Annotated in this window: 16 protein-coding genes and 1 riboswitch; of the genes, 8 read left to right on the top strand and 8 right to left on the bottom strand. The window is 67.0% G+C overall.

From position 1 onward, the window contains the following. Positions 1-274: 274 nt before the first annotated feature. Positions 275-1063: a ChaN family lipoprotein gene (locus BCY78_RS23755; RefSeq protein ID WP_068306770.1), complete on the bottom strand. Its 789-nt coding sequence runs from the start codon at positions 1061-1063 to the stop codon at positions 275-277. After that, positions 1060-1938 (bottom strand): RNA polymerase factor sigma-32, encoded by an 879-nt coding sequence (locus tag BCY78_RS23750; RefSeq protein WP_068306769.1) that lies wholly within the window; start codon positions 1936-1938, stop codon positions 1060-1062. The genes BCY78_RS23755 and BCY78_RS23750 overlap by 4 nt, the downstream gene beginning before the upstream one ends. Positions 1939-2101: 163 nt before the next feature. On the opposite strand from BCY78_RS23750, the gene BCY78_RS23745 reads away from it, so the two are divergent. Then, on the top strand, positions 2102-2971 hold the full coding sequence (locus BCY78_RS23745) for a glutathione S-transferase (protein WP_068306767.1): 870 nt from the start codon (positions 2102-2104) through the stop codon (positions 2969-2971). On the opposite strand, the gene queG is transcribed toward BCY78_RS23745, so the two are convergent. The 3 genes from queG to mtgA are packed head-to-tail and all read right to left on the bottom strand — an operon-like array spanning position 2957 to position 5524. Beyond that, positions 2957-3997 carry a tRNA epoxyqueuosine(34) reductase QueG gene (gene queG, locus BCY78_RS23740; RefSeq protein WP_068306765.1) on the bottom strand — a complete coding sequence of 347 codons (1041 nt, stop codon included), beginning with the start codon at positions 3995-3997 and terminating at the stop codon, positions 2957-2959. The two genes, BCY78_RS23745 and queG, sit on opposite strands and share 15 nt — an antisense overlap. 57 nt (positions 3998-4054) lie before the next feature. Then, positions 4055-4732, bottom strand: a complete 678-nt coding sequence (locus BCY78_RS23735) for a glutathione S-transferase family protein (protein WP_068306764.1) — start codon at positions 4730-4732, stop codon at positions 4055-4057. 51 nt (positions 4733-4783) lie between these two features. After that, positions 4784-5524, bottom strand: coding sequence for a monofunctional biosynthetic peptidoglycan transglycosylase (gene mtgA / locus BCY78_RS23730; protein WP_068306763.1), 741 nt, complete (start codon positions 5522-5524; stop codon positions 4784-4786). A 133-nt stretch (positions 5525-5657) separates the two neighbouring features. Here mtgA and BCY78_RS23725 point away from each other — a divergent pair, with 133 nt between their 5' ends. From BCY78_RS23725 to BCY78_RS23700, 6 genes are all read left to right on the top strand, one after another. Beyond that, on the top strand, positions 5658-6269 hold the full coding sequence (locus BCY78_RS23725; RefSeq protein ID WP_068306773.1) for a glutathione S-transferase family protein: 612 nt from the start codon (positions 5658-5660) through the stop codon (positions 6267-6269). A gap of 51 nt (positions 6270-6320) precedes the next feature. Next, entirely contained in the window at positions 6321-6986 is a 666-nt protein-coding gene (locus BCY78_RS23720) for a LysE family translocator (RefSeq protein ID WP_068306761.1), read from the top strand. A gap of 202 nt (positions 6987-7188) precedes the next feature. Then, a complete protein-coding gene (petA, locus tag BCY78_RS23715; protein WP_068306771.1) occupies positions 7189-7752 on the top strand; it encodes a ubiquinol-cytochrome c reductase iron-sulfur subunit in 564 nt (187 codons plus the stop codon). A 15-nt stretch (positions 7753-7767) separates the two neighbouring features. Beyond that, positions 7768-9111 (top strand): cytochrome b, encoded by a 1344-nt coding sequence (petB, locus tag BCY78_RS23710; protein WP_068306759.1) that lies wholly within the window; start codon positions 7768-7770, stop codon positions 9109-9111. A gap of 22 nt (positions 9112-9133) precedes the next feature. Then, a complete protein-coding gene (locus BCY78_RS23705; RefSeq protein WP_068306757.1) occupies positions 9134-9919 on the top strand; it encodes a cytochrome c1 in 786 nt (261 codons plus the stop codon). Between the two features lie 124 nt (positions 9920-10043). After that, complete coding sequence (locus BCY78_RS23700) at positions 10044-10574, top strand: hypothetical protein (RefSeq protein ID WP_068306755.1); 531 nt, start codon at positions 10044-10046, stop codon at positions 10572-10574. Here the strand turns inward: BCY78_RS23700 and BCY78_RS23695 are convergent. Genes BCY78_RS23695 through thiB form a run of 3 tightly spaced genes read right to left on the bottom strand, consistent with a single transcriptional unit; the run spans position 10571 to position 13777 of the window. Then, a complete protein-coding gene (locus BCY78_RS23695) occupies positions 10571-11263 on the bottom strand; it encodes an ATP-binding cassette domain-containing protein (protein WP_068306752.1) in 693 nt (230 codons plus the stop codon). The genes BCY78_RS23700 and BCY78_RS23695 overlap by 4 nt on opposite strands. Beyond that, entirely contained in the window at positions 11250-12773 is a 1524-nt protein-coding gene (locus BCY78_RS23690) for a thiamine/thiamine pyrophosphate ABC transporter permease ThiP (RefSeq protein WP_233499487.1), read from the bottom strand. Before BCY78_RS23690 ends, BCY78_RS23695 begins: the two co-directional genes overlap by 14 nt. A gap of 23 nt (positions 12774-12796) precedes the next feature. Next, positions 12797-13777, bottom strand: coding sequence for a thiamine ABC transporter substrate binding subunit (gene thiB / locus BCY78_RS23685; RefSeq protein WP_068306748.1), 981 nt, complete (start codon positions 13775-13777; stop codon positions 12797-12799). A gap of 38 nt (positions 13778-13815) precedes the next feature. After that, a riboswitch (TPP riboswitch) is annotated at positions 13816-13923 on the bottom strand. A gap of 79 nt (positions 13924-14002) precedes the next feature. Here thiB and BCY78_RS23680 point away from each other — a divergent pair. Next, the coding region (locus BCY78_RS23680; protein ID WP_068306747.1) for an antibiotic biosynthesis monooxygenase at positions 14003-14320 on the top strand (318 nt) is incomplete at its 3' end.

The following is a 14320-nucleotide window of genomic DNA, read 5'->3' as shown; positions in this document are numbered from 1 at the left end:
CACCCACCCCGCGCGCTTCGGCCGCCAGTGATGTTGCCTAGCGGGGGTGACAGGTGTTTGGGTGCGTATTGGACGCAGAGCGACGTCCATAGCTTGCGCCGAGGTCAAAGGCCCGCGCGCCTCTTCCCACATCTTCGTTCCGAAAATATCCCGGGGGTGAGGCCGCAGGCCGAGGGGGCAGAGCCCCCAATGCCGAGCGAAGCGAGGCCCCCTGTCCGTTTCAGGTCACGCGAGACCTGCGTGCCGGAGGCATGCCGGGCGAGGGCGAAACCCCTCAGCGGAACGCGGTACAGGGATCCTCGCGCTCCACAGGCGCGGTGACGACCCAAAGATCCCAAGGGGTCGATCTCTCGCCTTCGCTTTGCCCCAAGGCAAGCGACACCACCTCAGGGGCCGCGATCCGCAAGGCCGCCGGCGCGCCCCAGTCGGTCCTCGTGTGGCCCGACCCTGCGATCACCGCGACCGGCCCGCCGGTGTCTTCCAACGCCTGCAGCGCCGCGCGGGCCAGAGCGGCATCGCGCAGCCGTTGAGCCTCGACCATCCCACCCATCATCTCCAGAGGCATCGCTTCACAATGGGCGGCGAATTGTACGGCTTCACGCGTCTCACGCTCATCCTCGGGTAGCGGACGGTTCAAGCCGAAGCGGTCCGCCTCCGCGCCGAACACGGCAGCGGCGCCTTCGTGGAAGGCGCGCTGCGCTTCCGGGCGGGGCACTGCGGCGCCATAATGCCGGGCGGTCCCGGCGGCCTCGACAATCGGGTAGTAGAGGGCAAATTCGGGCCAGCCGCTGTCGGCCCATCCGAGGGCATCGCCAACCGCTGCCGGGTCGCTGCGGTCGTCGGGCATCTGCGCGGCTTGTTCCGGCGTCAGCATCTCCCAGACCACGGCGGCGGGGCGCAACGCAGTGATGGCGCGCGCCTGATTCAGGTGATGCGCGGGGTTGTCATGCACCTCGCCCAAGAAAATCACATCCGCCGGCGGCAGGGTGTCCAGATCGGTTACAGGGATCGGCTGCGCCCACAGGGGCGTGGCTGCGAAGACGGCAAGGATCGCGGCTCTCATGCCAAGAAGGCGTAAACTCCCGGTGCGCGCGTGGCAAGGTCGCGCTTCATCTTCGCCAGCGCGGCGGCCTCGATCTGGCGCACGCGCTCCTTCGACAGACCCAGCTCATCGCCCAGCGATTCCAGCGTGCGCGGGGCCTCGCCCAGCTTGCGCGCGGCGACAATCGCCCTCTCGCGCGGGTTCAGCGCGGCCATCGCATCCGCCAGCCATCCGCGCAGCACGCGCGTATCCTGACGATCCGCCACCGCTTCACCCTGCGGCAGGCTCTCATCCTCGATCGTGTCGATCCACTCGTGGCCATCGTCCTCGCCCGAGGGCTTGGCGTTGAGGGACAGATCCCCGCCCGACAAGCGGCCTTCCATCATCAGCACATCCGCCAGCGGCACACCGATCCGTTCGGCAACGCGCACCAGCATCTCATCAGGTTCCAACGACTCACCGGTCTGGCGCGCCTCGCGGGCCAGTTCGGCCTGAACACGGCGCATGTTGAAGAACAGGGCCTTCTGCGAGGTGGTCGAGCCCGTGCGGACCATCGACCAGTTGCGCATGACGAAATCCTGCACCGAGGCCTTGATCCACCAGACAGCATAGGTCGAGAAGCGCACGCCACGGTCCGGATCGAACCGCTCGGCCGCTTTCATCAGGCCCAAACCGGCTTCCTGAATGAGGTCGCTCATCGGCGCGCCATAGCGGCGATAGCGCGACGCCATGGAGATCGCGAGACGCATGTAGGCGGTCACCAGCCGGTGCAGCGCCTGCTCGTCACGCTGATCGCGCCAGGCCCGGGCGAGCGCGAGTTCCGTCTCGGCATCGAGCAATTCTGCGCGCATCGCCTTGCGCGCCATCCGGTCGGTTGCAGCGGTATCGAGCGCCATCGTCGTCTCCCCGTTTCTACAGGGACTACGCGCGAGAGAGCATTTGGTTCATCGAATAATCGAAAAAAGTCATCATTTGGCGCACAAAGCCTGATTTGCCAGAGCGTTGCGCAACAGGCAGGGTAGGGTGGCAACATCACGCCTGTTCCCGAGAGTTCCCGCCATGACTTACGAGCTTTGTATCGCCGACCGTGCCTATTCCAGCTGGTCCCTTCGCGGCTGGCTGCTGCTCGCCGCCTTCGGCATCGAGCACCGCCTGACGGTGATCCGCCTTTATGAGCCCGGCTTTCAGGGCACCCTGGCCGAGTGGTTCCCGGCCCGCACGGTACCCGCCGTACGGCTGCCCGAGGGGATCGTCCTCGCCGACAGCCTCGCCATTGCCGAGGAACTGGCGACCCGCCACCCCGAGGCCGGTCTCTGGCCTGCCGATTCCAAGGCCCGCGCCATCGCCCGGCAACTGACGGCCGAGATGCATTCCAGCTTCACCGCCCTGCGCTCGCATTGCCCGATGAACCTGCGTCTGAGCTATGAGGATTGCGAACCGACCGAGGCGGTGCTGTCCGATCTGGCGCGGCTGCAGGCCCTCTGGGCTTGGGCGCGGCGCGAAACCGGCGCCACGGGCCCTTGGCTCTGCGGTGAGTATTCCGTGGCGGACGCCTTCTTCGCGCCGGTCGCGGGGCGGATCGCCGGCTACAACCTGCCCGTCGGCCCCGAGGCGCAGGCCTATGTCGCAGCCCACCTGAACCACGGCCCCTTCCGCCGCTGGCGCGCGATGGGGTTGGTCGATGGCCCGGATCAGTCGTTCTACGACCGCCCCTATGCGCAGCGCGCCTGGCCGGGCCCCGCGCCGCTGCCGGCCGAGGCCTGTGACGGCCCCTCGATCAACAGCGCCTGCCCCTATTCCGGCAAGCCGGTGACGGATTTCGCGCGGATCGACGGCACGGTGATCGGCTTCTGCAACCCCTTCTGCCGTGACAAGACCGTCGCCGACCCTGAGGCCTGGCCCGCCGCCATGGCGCTACTTCAAGCGTGACAGCGCCCAATTCGCGGCGTCGCGGACGGTCTCGTCGGGATCGTCCGCAAGCCGCGCGGCATGCGCTGCCAACGCGGGCTGGCCGGAATTGCCGATGGCATAGAGGACATTGCGGACAAAACGGTCGCGCCCGATACGCTTGATCGGCGAGCCCGAGAATTTCTCTCGGAAGGCGGCATCGTCCAGCTGTGCCAGTCTCGCCAGCGCCGGCGCGCGCAGATCGTCGCGGGCGGCGTATTTCACCTCGCTCGCGGCGATGGCGAATTTGTTCCACGGGCAGGCGGCAAGGCAATCGTCGCAGCCATAGATCCGGTTGCCCAGCATCGGCCGCAGCGCCTCGTCCACCGGCCCGTGATGCTCGATCGTCAGGTAGGAGACACAGCGCCGCGCGTCGATCTGGAAGGGGGCGGGGAAGGCCCGGGTCGGGCAGGCATCGAGACAAGCGGTGCACGAGCCGCAATTCTCGCGCCCCGGAGCATCAGGCTCCAAGTCCAACGTGGTGAAGATCGCGCCGAGGAAAAACCAGTTCCCCAAGTCGCGGCTCAGAAGGTTCGTATGCTTGCCCTGCCAACCGAGTCCGGCGGCGGCGGCGAGGGGCTTTTCCATCACCGGGGCCGTGTCCACGAAGACCTTGATTTCCGCGCCCTGACCCTGCCGCTTGGCTTCATCGATCAACCAGCGCCCCAACCGCTTCAGCCGCTTTTTCACCACGTCATGGTAATCGCGATTGCGGGCATAGACGCTGATTGCCCCGGCCTCGCGCCGCGCTACGGCGTCCATCGGATCCTCGTCGGGCGTATAGGGCTCGGCCAGCATCACCACCGAGCGCGCCTCGGGCCACAGCGCCGAGGGATCGCCCCGCCAGTTCATGCGCTCGGCCATCCAGCCCATCTGCCCATGCCGCCCGGCCTCGACAAAGGCCTGCAACCGCCCCGCCAGCTCCGGCACAGACCCTGGTCGCATGACACCCATCGCCGCAAAACCTTCGGCGCGCGCCTGTGCGAGAAGAGCGGCTTTCAGCCCCATCTTTGCTCTCTAAATATCCTGGGGGTCCGGGGGCAAAGCCCCCGGGTGCCAACCATCTCAGAAATCCAGATCGGCATAGCGCCGGGGCGGCGGGAAGCCGGGCACTTGGTCCGTCAGCAGCGGCCGGAACGCGGGGCGCGACTTGATCGTCGCATACCAGGCCTTCACGGCCGGCGAGCGGTCCCAATCCACGTCCGAGATATAATCGAGGCAGCTCAGATGCGCCGCCGCGGCGAAATCCGCCAGCGAGATCGCGCCGCCGGCAATCCAGCGGCGGTGCTCCAGCAGCCAGCCCATGTAATCGAGGTGGTACTTGATCCGCGACGAGCCGGTCTTGATCTTCTGGCTGTCGGGATAGCCCTGACCCATAATCTTCTTGTTCACCCGCTCGTAGAGCAGGTTCGCCGTGACCTCGGCGTGGAACTTGTCGTCGAACCAAGCGCAGAGGCGGCGCACCTCATAGCGGCCGGCGGGATCGTCGGGCATCAGGGGCGGGGTCGGGTGGACCTCGTCGAGGAATTCGCAGATCGCCTGGCTCTCGGACAGCAGCCGACCCTCGTAGCGCAGGATCGGCACCTTGCCCGCGGGGTTGAGGCGCAGGAACTCGGTGCCGCCTTCCCAATAGCGCTCTTCCTTCAGGGAGAAGGGGATGCGTTTCTCGGCCAGCGTCAGGCGCACCTTCCGGCAGAAGGGCGAAAGCGGGACGTGATGGAGAAGGTGAACGGGGCTTTGCATCTTGCGGTCGCTGTTGCGTCTTTCACCCTTTGCACGGGGAAGCGTCTGAATTCAACCGCCGAAGCAGGCGGAACGGTCGTCTCGCGCAATGGTTGCGGCCCCATCCTGGATCGCATCGGCCCGTTGCGTCATGAAACCGGACGGCCGATGGGCGTCGCGGCCCTGCGGATCGGGCAGCACGGTTGCCAGCAGCGCGGCCTGCCGGGACGACAGGGCGGCCGCATCGACGCGGAAATAGCGCTGGGCCGCGGCCTGCACGCCGAAGATGCCCTCGTCGAATTCGGCCATGTTCAGATACACCTCGAGGATACGCTCCTTGGGCCAGAGGATCTCGACCAAGGGCGTGATCAGCGCCTCCAGCCCTTTGCGCAGAAGGTTGCGTCCGTGCCACAGGAAGGTGTTCTTCACCACCTGCTGCGTCAGGGTCGAGGCCCCGCGCGCCCCGCCATCGGCCAGTGCCGCGCGGATCGCCACCATGTCGAAGCCCCAGTGACGGCAGAAATTGGCATCCTCGGCCGCGACCACCGACAGCGGCATCGCCGAGGCCATCTGGTCAAGCGACACCCATTCCTGCCGCACGCCGCCAAGGCGGCGCGATTCGCTCCACATGTAATAGCCGGTCGGCGGGTTCACGAAGCGGTAGAGGCCGATCCAGGCCACCATCACCACGGCCAGCGCGGCCAGCCCCAGAAGGCTCCAGCGGATCACGCGCCGGATCAGGCCCGCCGTGCGCTCGATCGCGCCGGGGCCCTTGGCCTTCTTTCGTTTCCGTTTGCTGCTCGCTCTCGCCATGCGTGCAGTTAACGGTGTTGGGTGCGGGGCATCAACCCGGCATGAACCGGTGCGCGCAGATCGGCCATGGACGTTGCCGATGCACCTGTTAAGCTTTCTCGCGAATGCGTTTTTGTCCGGGAGGCCTGCCATGATGACGCTGCACCACAGCCCGACTTCGCCCTATGTCCGCAAGGCCATGATCCTCCTGCACGAGATGGGCCTGACCGACAGCGTGACCCTGCTCAACGCCGGCGGCATGCCGACCGATCCGGGCAAGATGAGCGTGGCCGCCAATCCCCTCAGCAAGGTTCCGGCGCTTGAGCGTGACGATGGCTGCACGTTGTACGACAGCCGCGTGATCTGCCGCTACATCGCCGCGCTTTCCCCCAAGGGCGCGGGCTTCTACCCCGACGGTCCCAGCCATTGGGAGGCCCTGACGCTGGAGGCCACCGGCGACGGGATGCTCGATGCGGCGCTGCTGATCCGCTACGAGGTCACGCTGCGCGAAGCCGGCATACAGCACGAGGGCTGGATGGACGGCCAGTGGCAGAAGATCGTCCGTGCCCTCTCGGCGCTGGAGAGTCGGTGGATGGCGCATCTGGAGGGGCCGATGACCATCGGCACGGTCTCGATCGCCTGCGCGCTGGGCTATCTGGACTTCCGTTTCGCCGACCGTGAGTGGCGCGCGCAGCATCCGCAGCTGGCCGGTTGGTACGCCCGCTTTGCCGAGCGCCCCTCGATGCAGGCGACGATTCCCGCCTGATCGGCTTTTTCCTTCCGGCCTCGCGCCCCGAGGCCCTTTCGGACCCTAACCATGACCGCGACCCTGTTGCCTTTCGGTGCCTTCCTTGGCGCCTGGGGCTTTCTGGCGATGAATGTTCTCACGCCGGGACCCAATGTGCTGAACACCATCTCGCTTGCCATCGGCTCGGGCCGACGCGCGGCCTTGGGGGCGGCGCTGGGCACGGGGCTGTCGATCACCGCCTGGTGCCTGGGCATGATCCTGGGGGCGACGGCACTGCTGCTTGCCTTCCCGCCGGCGCGGGTGGCGATGACGGCGGTGGCCGTGGGGCTGCTGATCTGGTTCTCCAGCCGCTACCTGCGCCGATCGCGCGCGGGATTCGCGGCCCGGCGGCGGGGTGATCCCCCTGCGCCCGAGGCCCGCAAGGGCGCGCGCGCCCGCGACGGGATGTTGCGGGCGATGTCGATCATGATGATGAACCCCAAGGCGCTGACCACCTGGCTGACGATGACGGCGGTGTTTCCGGTGGCACAGGCGGGGCCGTGGGATGTGGCGATTCTCTGTGTCGGGGCCTGCGTCGTGGCGGGGGCAATCCACGCCGTCTACGCGCTGGCCTTTTCGACCAAGGCAGCGGCGCGCACCTTTCTGCGGGTCGCGCCTTGGATCGATCTGGGCGTCGGCCTGTTCTTCGCCGGTTTCGCGCTGACCCTTGTGATGACGCAGTTTCGCCTTATCTGAAGGCTTCGCGAGAGGCGATTGCCCCCCTCAGGCGCCGGTTCAGGATCAGGTCCGAACTGGCCCGGGGTGCGGCATAATTCCCCATTTTCGCGGCTGGACGGATGTTCAAATCGCCGTTAAACAGCCGCCTTGGAGGCTGCAGGACACTGCGGCTCGTTTCGGCATTGCTGCCGGACCCATGACCTTGAAATGGAGAATGCTCGTGTCCCACGCAGACGACAACGCAGGCACTCGCCGGGATTTTCTGTACTACGCGACCGCCGGCGCCGGCGTGGTTGCCACCGGGGCTGCGGTCTGGCCGCTCGTCAACCAGATGAATCCCTCGGCTGACGTGCAGGCCCTGTCCTCGATCTTCGTCGATATCAGCGGCGTCGCCGTCGGTACGCAGCTGACCGTCAACTTCCTCGGCAAGCCGGTGTTCATCCGTCACCGCACGCAGGAAGAAATCGACGCAGCCCGCGCCGTGGACGTGAGCACCCTGACCGACCAAAGCGCCGAGAACCCCAACCTTCCCGCCGGTTCGCTCGCGACCGACGAAAACCGCGCCATGCCCGGCAAGGAAGAATGGCTGATCATGACCGGCGTCTGCACCCACCTCGGCTGCGTGCCGTTGGGGAACGGCTCGGGCGACTTCGGCGGCTGGTTCTGCCCCTGCCACGGGTCGCACTATGACACCGCGGGTCGTATCCGCCGCGGCCCGGCGCCGCAGAACCTGCACATTCCCGTCGTCAGCTTCATCGACGACAACACCATCCAGCTCGGCTAAGGGAGAGACGTAGGTATGTCCGGCATTCCCCACGACCATTACGAGCCCAAGACCGGCATCGAGAAGTGGCTTCACCGCCGCCTGCCGATCGTTGGCCTCGTCTACGACACCCTGATGATCCCCACGCCGAAGAACCTGAACTGGTGGTGGATCTGGGGCATCGTCCTCGCATTCTGCCTTGCGCTGCAAATCGTCACCGGCATCGTCCTGGTGATGCACTACACGCCGCATGCCGACATGGCTTTCGCCTCGGTCGAGCATATCATGCGTGACGTGAACGGCGGCTACATGCTGCGTTACCTGCACGCCAACGGCGCTTCGCTGTTCTTCTTCGCCGTCTACATCCACATTTTCCGCGGCCTCTACTACGGTAGCTACAAGGCTCCCCGCGAAGTGACCTGGATCATCGGCATGCTGATCTACCTGCTGATGATGGCCACCGGCTTCATGGGCTACGTTCTTCCCTGGGGTCAGATGTCGTTCTGGGGCGCCACGGTGATCACCGGCCTGTTCGGCGCGATCCCCGGCATCGGGGAGCCGATCCAGCAGTGGCTGCTGGGCGGACCGGCTGTCGGCAACTACACGCTGAACCGCTTCTTCTCGCTGCACTACCTGCTGCCCTTCGTGATCGCGGGCCTCGTGATCCTGCACATCTGGGCCTTCCACCACACCGGCAACAACAACCCCTCGGGTGTTGAGGTCCGTCGTGGCTCGAAAGAGGAAGCCGAGAAGGACACGCTGCCGTTCTGGCCGTACTTCGTCATCAAGGACCTGTTCGCGCTGGTCCTGGTCCTGCTGGTGTTCTGGGCGATCGTCGCCTACATGCCGAACTTCCTGGGCCACCCCGACAACTACGTCATGGCCAACCCGCTCTCGACCCCGGCGCACATCGTTCCGGAATGGTACTTCCTGCCGTTCTACGCGATCCTGCGTGCCTTCACGGCCGACGTCTGGGTGGTGATGTTCGCCAACTGGATCTCGTTCGGGATCATCGACGCGAAGTTCTTCGGCGTGCTCGCCATGTTCGGCGCGATCGCGGTGATGGCGCTGACCCCGTGGCTCGACACCTCGTCGGTCCGCTCGGGTCGCCACCGCCCGATGTTCAAGTCGTTCTTCTGGCTGCTGGTCGTCGACTTCGTCGTCCTGATGTGGGCCGGTGCCATGCCTGCCGAACCCCCGTATTCGACCATCTCGCTGATCGGTGCCGCCTACTGGTTTGCCTACTTCCTCGTCATCCTGCCGCTGCTGGGTGTCCTGGAACGTCCGACGACCCCGCCGGCCAGCATCGAAGCCGACTTCAAGGCCAAGGTTAAGGCCAAGAAGTCCGGCGTCGCGCCGGAACAGATCCCGGCCGAGTGATCGAAAGGAATAGGTGATACCCATGATCCGCAAACTTGCCCTTTCGGCCCTCGCGGCCCTCACCCTCGGCAGCGCTCCGGCGCTGGCGGCGGGCGAAGGCGGCCATGTCCACGACTTCGCCTTCTCGTTCGAAGGCCCGTTCGGGACCTATGACCGCAACCAGCTGCAGCGCGGCCTGCAGGTCTACAACGAGGTCTGCTCGGCCTGCCACGGCCTCAGCCTGGTGTCGTTCCGCGCCCTCACCGACGAGACCGGCCCCGCGCTGGAACCCGACGTGATGCGCGCCTTCGCTGCCGAGCACGAGGTCGAGGACGGTGAAGGTGGCTACCGCGCCGCCGGCATGACCGACCACTTCGGCCACTCGACGCTGGAAAACGCCCCGGACCTTAGCCTGATGGCGAAGGCCCGTGCCGGTTTCCACGGCCCCTATGGCCTCGGCATCAACCAGCTGATCCACGGCATGGGCGGCGCCGAGTACATCGCTTCGTTCCTCACCGGCTTCACCGGCGAAGAGACCGAGATGGCCGGCGCGCTGTTTTATGAGAACTCGGCCTTCGGCGGCAACGTCGCCATGCCGCCGGTTCTGATGGAAGACCTCGTCGAGTATTCGGACGGCACCCCCGCCACCGAAGAGCAGATGGCACAGGACGTCGCTGCCTTCCTGATGTGGGCCGCCGAACCGCGCCTGCCGCAGCGCAAGATGTGGGGTTTCATCGGCGTGCTGTTCCTCGGCCTGCTGGCCTCGCTGCTGTACCTGACCAACAAGCGTCTCTGGGCGCCGGTCAAGGACGCCGCCAAGCACGGCTGAGCCGGTGCTGGACAAAATGTTTCGTGAAACGCGCCCTTCGGGGCGCGTTTTGCCGTTTGGTGGGTCTGGAAAGCCGGTTTTCCCACCGCTAGGCTGGCGCGACACCGTGTTCCAAGGTCTGCCCATGCTCCGACTGTCCCTTACTGCCGCCCTCTGCCTCGCTGCGAGTGCCCTTCCGGGCTGGGCGCAATGGACGGCGGTCGGGCGCTGGGGCAGCGACAATGCCTTCCGCTATGTTCAGCCGGGCGCATGGATGCACCGGACCGAGGGCACGCGGGTCGAGGTCTCGGCCGAGGGTGACAACCATCAGGGCCGCCTGACCTTCCGCTGCGAGCAGTCGCGCCCTGAGGGTCGCATGGTGTTCGAGATGTATCGCGGGCCGGGCCTCAACGATTCGGTCTTCTCGCGCACCCAGCCCGCGCGCGAATTCCTGCGGCTGGATATCGACGGCCAGAGCTTCGTCGGCGAGGTAGAATACCGCCCGACCGATCGGCTTTGGGTCACGACGGATCTGCTGACGCCCGGTTTCCTCGATGCCTTCGCGCGCGGCGCGCGGCTGGAGATGTACAACATCCATGACGAGCGCATCACCGCCTTCGGGCTGCGCGGCACCGGGGCCGCGCGCGAGGTCATGCGCCGGGTCTGCGGGATCTAACCCAGATAGGCCCTGAGCGCAGGCGGCGGATTGTCCAGCAGCGCCTGCGTCGGCGCGGGAGGATGCGCGACGCCCTCCGCCACGACCAGCGTCAGGTCGCACAGATGGCGCGCATCCTCGGGGTCGTGGGTGATCATCAGCAGCGTCGCGCCGGTCTCGGTGGCGATGCGCGCCACGAGGTCCAGCATTTGCCGTTTCAGCGCCGGTCCCAGCGCGGCGAAGGGTTCGTCCAGCAGGATCATCGGCCGGGCACGCAGCAGCACCCGCGCCAAGCCCGCACGGCTGATCTGCCCGCCGGACAGCTGCGCGGGCTTGCGGCGCTCCAGCCCTTCGAGGCCAGTCTCGGCCAGCGCTTGCGTCACGCGGGCATTCTGGGCAGCGTCGAGGCGCAGGTTGGGATCGAGCCCCAGCGCGACATTGTCGAACACCGTCAGGTGCGGCAGCAGGTTGTGATCTTGGAACAGGATGGACAGGGGCCGCTCGGCCGGGGGCAGGGTGTCGAGGCGCTCGCCGTCCCAGCGGATTGCGCCTTGTGCCAGCGGTACAAAGCCGGCGACGGCGTTGATGAGGGTTGATTTGCCCGCGCCGGATGGCCCCATGACCGCCACCCGCGCGCCCTTGGGGATCGAGAGATCGGCGCTCAGTTGGAACTCACCCAGCGTGATGGTGGTGTTCTCAAGTGTCAGCATCACGGCCTCCGATCAGGCGTTCGAGCAGCACGAAGGCGCCCAGTGACAGGGCCAGCAGCAGCAGTGCTGCGCCCGACGAATCGCCGCTGCGATAGGCGCCCATCAGCCGGTGCATCTGCATCGGCAGGGTCTCGGACCCGGTCTGCGCAAACAGCACGATGACCCCCAGATCACCCATCGACAATGCCGCGCCGAGCCCCAGCGCGAAGCCCACTGGTTTGCGCAGACGGGGCCAGAGAACCAACCGCCAATGGGCGCGGGCATTCAGGCCCAAGGACAGCGAGAGGCGGGCGAAATCGACCTCGGCCCTTCGTGCTGCGGGAATGAGGGCGCGCAGGGCGAAGGGCAGGGCCATCGCGGCATTGACCAACGCGGTGACAGGTAGCGCGAGAGTTTCGGGCGCGATGACGGGGTTCACGATGAGGAACAGCCCTGTGCCAATCACCATGCTCGACGCGACCAGCGCAGAGGAGCCGATGCCCTCGGCCCAGCGGTGCCGGAGCGAGGCTGCTGTCAGGGCGGCGGCGAAAAGGGCGAGCAGCAGGGTCGAGGCGGCGGCGACGAGGATGGAGCGCAGGGCGGCCCGCCAGACGACCGCCGGCAGGCCGGGCAATTGCGGCAGGCCGCGTGCGACGACCAGCGCCAGAGGGGCCATGAGGAACAGCGCGGCGAGGGTGATCGCGGTCGCACCCAGCGCCGTCGCCCAGCCACCGGGTGGCGGCGGTGCGGCGCGGTCGAGGCCGGTGACGGCGGTCTCTGGCGGGGTGACGCGGGCGAGGAGTTGGAGCGCGGCAAGCCCGATCCCCGCCTGCACCGCTGCCAGCAGTGCCGCGCGGCCGAGATCGAAATCGAAGCGGAAGGCCTGGTAGATCGCCAGTTCCAGCGTTGTGGCCCGGGGGCCTCCGCCCAAGGTCAGGGCCACGGCGAAGGAGGTGAGGCAGATCAGGAACACGATCGCCAGCGCGCCGGGCAGGATTCGGGCCAGCATCGGGGCCTCGACATGCCGGAAGCGCGCCCAGCCGCCGAAACCGAGGGCCGAGGACAGGCGGAGGTGTTCGGAGGGGACGCGGGCCCAGCCTTGCAGCAGCAACCGGACGGAGAGGGGCAGGTTGAAGAACACATGCGCCAGCACGACGCCGTGGAGGCCGTAGATCGACAGGCGGGGCAGGCCCAAGAGCGCGAGCGCGTCGTTCATCACGCCGTTGCGGCCGAAGACGGCGAGCAGGCCGGTCACCGCGACCAGCACCGGCAGGATGAAGGGCGCGCCCATCAACACGATCAGCGCCTGCCGGCCGGGGAAGCGGCGGCGGACCAGCGCGCGGGCGACGGGAACGGCGAGGGCGACGGAAAAGACGGCCGAGAGGAAGGCCTGCCAGAGGGTGAAGCGCAGGGCGGCCCAATCGGCGGCGGACCAGCCGGCAGAGCCCTCGGCCCGCCAGGCCACGGCACCGAGCGCGCCGAGGTTCACAAGGATCAGGACCGCCGCCACGAGGGCAGCGGTCCAGGTCACGATCCGAGGATCGCGGCGGGCGCTCACTGGGCGAGCGCGTCGCGCCCTTCGGCCAGCACCTCGTCGCGGATCTCCTGCGCGTCCTCGGCGGGCAGCAGCAGCGACTCGGGCTGAGCGAGCGTGGCGAAGCCCTCGGGCAGGCCGCCCTCGGGCATCACCGCGGGGTACATCCAGTTGGTCTCGGGGATGATCGACTGGAAGGCGTCCGAGACCATGAACTGCATGAAATGTTGTGCCAATTCCGGCTGGTCGGTGTTGGCGAGGATGCCGGCGACTTCGACCTGCAGGTAGTTGCCTTCCTCGAAAGCAGCGGCGGCCTTGGTCTCATCCTCTTCGGCGATGATGTGATAGGCGGGCGAGGTGGTGTAGCTCAGCACCATGTCGGCCTCACCTTCGAGGAACAGGCCATAGGCCTCGGACCAGCCCGGCGTCACGGTCAGGATCCGCGGCGCGAGGCCCTGCCAGATTGCGGCGGCCTCGTCGCCATAGGCGGCCTTGACCCACATCAGCAGGCCGAGGCCGGGGGTCGAGGAACGCGGGTCCTGAATGACCACGCTGAGGTCGCTGTCGATCAGCTCGCGGAAGCTGGCGGGCGGGGTCTCGACGCGGGTGGTGTCATAGACGAAGGCGAACCAGCCCCAGTCGAAGGGCAGGAAATTCGCGTCATCCCAGGCGATCGGCAGGTCCAGATCGGCGCTGACGCCATGCGGCATGACCATCGAGGCGGCCTGCGCGGTGAGGTTGGTATCAAGGCCCAGTACCACATCGGTATCGGTGCGCTCGCCCTCCAGCATCAGGCGCGAGAGCATCGCCGCGCCGTCGCCGGCGGCCTCGAAGACGAGGTCGCAGTTGCAGGTGGCCTCGAAGGCCGCTTCGACCTGCGGGCCGGGCCCCCATTCGGCGACGAAGCTGTCATAGGTGAGAACGTGCAGCTGGGGCACATCCGCGAAGGCCGCAAGCGGGGTGATCGCAAGCAGTCCCGCGGCAAGGGTCGGATTCTTCATGGTCTATCCTCCATTGCGACGGGCGGGGTCGGGGTGAGGATGGAACCTGTCACCTTCCCTCCGCCGGTCCTAACCGGTTCAGGTTCAACGGGTCCGCGGTCCATCCGCATCTCAGCCAATGTACACTGGCCCCCCGAGGTGCGGCTGAACATAGAGCTTTGCAGCGCGCCCGCAAGGGGGCACCATGGGGCCAGCCAAGGGAGGCTTGCCTGAGGAGGAGAGACCATGCCCATCGCCATCACCCCCGATTTTGACGGCCAGACGGTCGTCTCGACCTTCGAGATGACGCCCGGCACCTGCTCGGATGTGCTGGAGCATCTGACGGATGCCTATGACAAGGTGATCCGGCATCAGCCCGGGTTTCTGGGCGGGGCGATCCATGTGAATGACGCGCAGACCCGGATCTCGACCTATTCGCGCTGGGAGAAGCGCGGGGATTTTCAGGCCATGTTGCGCACGCCCGAGATGCGCGAGCGCAACCGGGTGATCGCCGGGATGTGTGCACGGTTCGAGCCGGTGATGTACGAGGTCGCGGCGGTGTTC

The sequence above is a fragment of the Pararhodobacter sp. CCB-MM2 genome, from assembly GCF_001691415.1.
Lineage (GTDB): Bacteria > Pseudomonadota > Alphaproteobacteria > Rhodobacterales > Rhodobacteraceae > Pararhodobacter.
Note: the sequence above shows the minus strand (reverse complement) of the source record. Positions and strands in the feature narration are given on the sequence as shown.

What these genes read in the sequence shown, in the direction of transcription:
- thiB (WP_068306748.1), bottom strand. Translation starts at nt 13,777, where the DNA reads ATGAAGAATCCGACCCTTGCCGCGGGACTGCTTGCGATCACCCCGCTT.
- BCY78_RS23700 (WP_068306755.1), top strand. Translation starts at nt 10,044, where the DNA reads ATGCTCCGACTGTCCCTTACTGCCGCCCTCTGCCTCGCTGCGAGTGCC.
- BCY78_RS23725 (WP_068306773.1), top strand. Translation starts at nt 5,658, where the DNA reads ATGACGCTGCACCACAGCCCGACTTCGCCCTATGTCCGCAAGGCCATG.
- BCY78_RS23745 (WP_068306767.1), top strand. Translation starts at nt 2,102, where the DNA reads ATGACTTACGAGCTTTGTATCGCCGACCGTGCCTATTCCAGCTGGTCC.
- petB (WP_068306759.1), top strand. Translation starts at nt 7,768, where the DNA reads ATGTCCGGCATTCCCCACGACCATTACGAGCCCAAGACCGGCATCGAG.
- queG (WP_068306765.1), bottom strand. Translation starts at nt 3,997, where the DNA reads ATGGGGCTGAAAGCCGCTCTTCTCGCACAGGCGCGCGCCGAAGGTTTT.
- BCY78_RS23705 (WP_068306757.1), top strand. Translation starts at nt 9,134, where the DNA reads ATGATCCGCAAACTTGCCCTTTCGGCCCTCGCGGCCCTCACCCTCGGC.
- mtgA (WP_068306763.1), bottom strand. Translation starts at nt 5,524, where the DNA reads ATGGCGAGAGCGAGCAGCAAACGGAAACGAAAGAAGGCCAAGGGCCCC.
- BCY78_RS23735 (WP_068306764.1), bottom strand. Translation starts at nt 4,732, where the DNA reads ATGCAAAGCCCCGTTCACCTTCTCCATCACGTCCCGCTTTCGCCCTTC.
- BCY78_RS23750 (WP_068306769.1), bottom strand. Translation starts at nt 1,938, where the DNA reads ATGGCGCTCGATACCGCTGCAACCGACCGGATGGCGCGCAAGGCGATG.
- BCY78_RS23720 (WP_068306761.1), top strand. Translation starts at nt 6,321, where the DNA reads ATGACCGCGACCCTGTTGCCTTTCGGTGCCTTCCTTGGCGCCTGGGGC.
- BCY78_RS23755 (WP_068306770.1), bottom strand. Translation starts at nt 1,063, where the DNA reads ATGAGAGCCGCGATCCTTGCCGTCTTCGCAGCCACGCCCCTGTGGGCG.
- BCY78_RS23695 (WP_068306752.1), bottom strand. Translation starts at nt 11,263, where the DNA reads ATGCTGACACTTGAGAACACCACCATCACGCTGGGTGAGTTCCAACTG.